The following is a 4,084-nucleotide window of genomic DNA, read 5'->3' as shown; positions in this document are numbered from 1 at the left end:
ACTTCGCCTGCGTGCCGCAGCGCTTGTCGCGGGCAACCGGCATGATCGTGCTGGAGATATCGACGCTGCGCAGCCTGTTCCGGTATGCCAGAAGGGCATCGTCCAGCGAAGCCAGGGTGGGGGCGTTGGAAGGCGGTCGCGACCACATCAAGTGGAACATGATCCACCATATCGCCGTCGTCACTCCACGAAACCGCAAGCGCTATGCGGCGCTCTACCGGAACGTCGATCTGCCCAAAGTCTACCTGGGGTCCGCGCGCGCCATCGACGACTGCTATCGGCAATGGGCGTTGGAGCGATAAACGAACCGCTGGCCGAACCGGGAAAGCTGGCGTCGTTTTATCGCAGCGCCTTTCAGAGAATTTCCAGCACCTTCTCCGGCGGCCGCCCGATCACGGCCTTGCCGTTTGCAACCACGACAGGTCGCTCGATCAGGCGCGGGTGTTTCGCCATCGCGGCGATGAGCGCGTCTTCGCCGAGGCGTGGATCATCGAGCTTCAATTGCCGATATTCATCCTCGCCCGTGCGCAGCCATTGCTGCGCCGTGATGCCGAGTTGCCGCAGCAGCGCTTTCAATTCGGCAACGGTAGGCGGGGTTTCGAGATAGTTGATCACCTCGAACGGCTGGCCGTGCCGCTCGAGCAAGGCCAGCGCGCTGCGTGACTTGGAGCAGCGCGCGTTGTGATAGATGCGGATCACGATCGCTTAGCGGTTGCCGGAACGATTGCCGCCGCCGCCTTGGCCGTGCGGGCGATTGCCGCGTTGCGGCCGGCCGCCACCGCCGCCACCGCCGCCACCGCCGGCGGGACGATTGCCGCGGTTGTTGCGATTGTTGGTGCCGCCGGCGTTGAAGCCGCCATACGGATTCGCACCGCCACCGCCGCGGCGATTGCCAGGCGCCTGGCCGCCGCTGTGGCTGCGTCCGCCGCCTTCACGGGTTTCGCCGGCGAACCAGGTGCGGGCGGGTGGCAATTCCTGGCCGGGGGCGATGCCGCGCTTCTTCTTTTGCATCTTCTTCGGCCGCTCCGGTGCGGCGACGTTGCCGTTCACTTCGCGATTCGGATTGCGGCGTTTCTGCTTGCCGCGTGCAGGTTCTTCGCGGATGCGATCGAAGGCGCGCAGTTCGCGAGCTTCGTCGTGATAGCCGCCGCTCCACGCTGCGGTACCGCCTTTTTCGGGGCGATATTCGACCACATTGCGCGGCGCGCGGCGCTGGTGCAACACCGGGCTCAAGGTCAGCACCGGTTGTGGTGCGCCGAGGCCGGCGGTCTTGCGCAGGTCCTTGACGGCGTCTTCGTTGAGCGCTTCGCAGTCGCCGCGGCGGAGCATGCGCGGCAGTTCGATGCTGCCGTAACGGATGCGCTTGAGGCGGCTGACCAGGAAGCCTTGCGAGTCCCACAGGCGGCGCACTTCACGGTTGCGGCCTTCGCGGATCACCACGCGGAACCAGCTATGGCTGCCGCCGCGGCTGATGATGGCGATTTCGTCGAAGCGGGCGGGGCCGTCTTCCAGCTCCACGCCGGCCTTGAGCTTTTCGATCACCTCGTCCGGCACTTCGCCATGCACGCGGCACAGGTATTCGCGCTCCATGCCGCTGCGCGGATGCATCAGCGCGTTGGCGAGGTCGCCGTCGGTGGTGAGCAGCAGAAGACCGGTGGTGTTGATGTCCAGGCGGCCCACGGCGACCCAGCGCGCGCCTTTCAGTCGCGGCAGCTGTTCGAACACGGTGGGGCGGCCCTCGGGGTCTTCGCGCGTGGTCACCACGCCTTCGGGCTTGTGGTAGACCAGCACTTCGGCGTCGTCGCGGTTGTCGGTGGCGACGACGAATTGCTTGCCATCGATCACCACGCGGTCGCCGGCGCGTACGCTGGCGCCGATGTTGGCCGAGCTGCCGTTGACCTCGACGTCGCCGGCCTGGATGCGTTGCTCCAGCATGCGGCGCGAGCCGAGCCCGGCGTTGGCGAGCACCTTGTGCAGGCGCTCTTCGATCGGTGGGGTGTTTTCAGGCGGCGTGGCGCGCTTGAGGCTCAATACGGATTTTTGTGGCGCATTCATGCGCGGTACTCCTCGGTGTCTTGCTCGGCGGAGCCAGGGGCGGCGTCCGCGGATTCCGCTGCCTCGTCGGCAGTGGCGGGATGGGTGTCGGTGTCGGCGACCGTGTTCGCTTCGTCAGCGGGCTCGCCGGTATGGGATGGAGCGTCTACTGTTGCTTCTGCGTGGAGCGAAGGCTCGGGATGTTCCGGTGCCTCGTCCAAAGGTGCTTCGTCAGTGGGTGCGTGGTTGACTTCTTCCGCTGCCACGTGTTGTTCGGGTGGCTGCTCTGCTTGAGCCGCTGCTTCTTCGGTATGGGTTTGTTCGGTGTGCGCTTGGTCGACAGGCGTTTCAGCATCGGCGTCTTCCGCATCCGGGTCGATCGGTAGATTGCGCACCGGCCGGGGCGGCTCCGATTCATTGTCCAGCCGCATTTGCGGATCTTCCATGTCGCGGATGTCGGACAGCGGCGGCAATTCGTCCAGCGATTTGAGATTGAAATAGTCGAGGAAGGCGCGGGTGGTGCCGTACAGCGCGGGCTTGCCGGGTACGTCGCGGTGGCCGACGACGCGAACCCATTCGCGCTCCTCCAGCGTCTTGACGATGTTGGAAGACACCACCACGCCGCGGATCTGTTCGATTTCCGGCCGGGTGATGGGCTGCCGGTAGGCGATCAGGGCCAGCGTTTCCAGCAGGGCGCGCGAGTAGCGGCTGGGCTTTTCGGTCCACATGCGCGACACCCACGTGTGCACCTCGTGCCGGATCTGGTAGCGGAAGCCGGAGGCGACCTCTTTCAGTTCCACGCCGCGGCCCTGGCAGTCCTCGGCCAGTTGCTCGAGCGCCATCGCGATCTGCGCGCGGTCGACCTCGTCTTCCTCGATGAACAGCTCGCCCAGCTGCGCCAGGCTCAGCGGTTGGCTGGCGGCCAGCAAGGCGGCTTCGATAATCGGTTTGAGTTGCTCGATCTGCATAGCCTTGGGATCAGGTATCCATAGCAGTTGCGATGTTTGCGTGGATGGTCGTTACTCGCCGCCCGAGGCGGCTTCCGATGGCTCGAACACGTCGTCGCCGCCGATGTGTTCTTCTTCCACCATGGCCGCTTCTCCTGCGGCCGAGGTATTGGCTTTTACGTAGATCGGCGCCAATGGTTCTTCCTGCACGATGCTGACCAGGAACTCCTTGGCCAGCTCCAGCATGGCCAGGAAGGTGACCACCACGCCCAGCCGTCCCTCGCTTGGGTCGAACAGGCTTTCGAAGCGGTGGAACTGGTCGCCTTCCAGGCGGCTGAGCAATTCGCCCATGCGCTGGCGCACACTCAACGCTTCGCGCTTGATGGCGTGATGCCCGAACAGCTCGGCCCGGTGCAGCACGTCCTTGAGGGCTAGCAGCATTTCCTTCAGATCCAGCGGCGGCGGCAGCTTGATCACGTTGCGCTCGCCCGTATCGGCCTGCGCCAGCACGGTGTCGCGCTCCAGGCGGGGCAGGGCGTCGATATCCTCCGCGGCCTTCTTGAAGCGCTCGTACTCCTGCAGGCGGCGTACCAGCTCGGCGCGCGGATCTTCCTCCAGATTTTCTTCCGTGGGGGGGCGCGGCAGCAGCAGCCGTGATTTGATCTCGGCCAGGATCGCCGCCATCAGGAGGTATTCGGCGGCTAGCTCCAGGCGCATCACGTCGCGCATCATCTCGATGTATTCCATGTATTGCCGGGTGATCTCGGCAATCGGAATATCGAGAATGTCCAGGTTCTGCCGGCGGATCAGGTACAGCAACAGATCCAACGGCCCCTCGAACGCCTCCAAGATGACTTCCAGTGCATCCGGCGGAATGTACAGATCCTGCGGCATTTGCAGCATGGGTTCGCCGCGCACGATGGCCAGCGGCATTTCCTGCTGCTGCGGAACCCCGGCAAACGCGTCTTGCGTTGCTTGTATAGGCTGAGACTCGGTTGGCTCAGTGCTCATCAATGCATGTCATTGGCCCGCCCGATAGGCTGGCGTTCGTTCTGTGGACGACTCAGAACCCTCTTTCCCACACGGAAACCAAAGAGTTCATG

The 4,084-nt window shown here is 64.5% G+C and carries 4 protein-coding genes and 1 pseudogene; 1 reads left to right on the top strand and 4 read right to left on the bottom strand.

Annotated elements, in window-relative coordinates:
* Positions 1-302 (top strand): annotated as a pseudogene (locus VMA74_RS17995) (AAA family ATPase); the annotation flags it as partial.
* Between the two features lie 52 nt (positions 303-354).
* Here the strand turns inward: VMA74_RS17995 and arsC are convergent.
* The 4 genes from arsC to VMA74_RS17975 are packed head-to-tail and all read right to left on the bottom strand — an operon-like array spanning position 355 to position 3,992.
* Positions 355-699, bottom strand: a complete 345-nt coding sequence (arsC, locus tag VMA74_RS17990; protein WP_325369466.1) for an arsenate reductase (glutaredoxin) — start codon at positions 697-699, stop codon at positions 355-357.
* A 6-nt stretch (positions 700-705) separates the two neighbouring features.
* Positions 706-2,055, bottom strand: a complete 1,350-nt coding sequence (locus VMA74_RS17985; RefSeq protein WP_325369464.1) for a pseudouridine synthase — start codon at positions 2,053-2,055, stop codon at positions 706-708.
* Positions 2,052-3,002 (bottom strand): SMC-Scp complex subunit ScpB, encoded by a 951-nt coding sequence (scpB, locus tag VMA74_RS17980; protein WP_325369462.1) that lies wholly within the window; start codon positions 3,000-3,002, stop codon positions 2,052-2,054. Before scpB ends, VMA74_RS17985 begins: the two co-directional genes overlap by 4 nt.
* Positions 3,003-3,053: 51 nt before the next feature.
* Positions 3,054-3,992 (bottom strand): segregation and condensation protein A, encoded by a 939-nt coding sequence (locus VMA74_RS17975; RefSeq protein WP_414649635.1) that lies wholly within the window; start codon positions 3,990-3,992, stop codon positions 3,054-3,056.
* Positions 3,993-4,084 lie beyond the last annotated feature (92 nt).

This window comes from Dyella sp., from assembly GCF_035508675.1.
GTDB lineage: Bacteria > Pseudomonadota > Gammaproteobacteria > Xanthomonadales > Rhodanobacteraceae > Dyella_B.
This window is presented reverse-complemented; position numbering and strand designations above follow the sequence as displayed.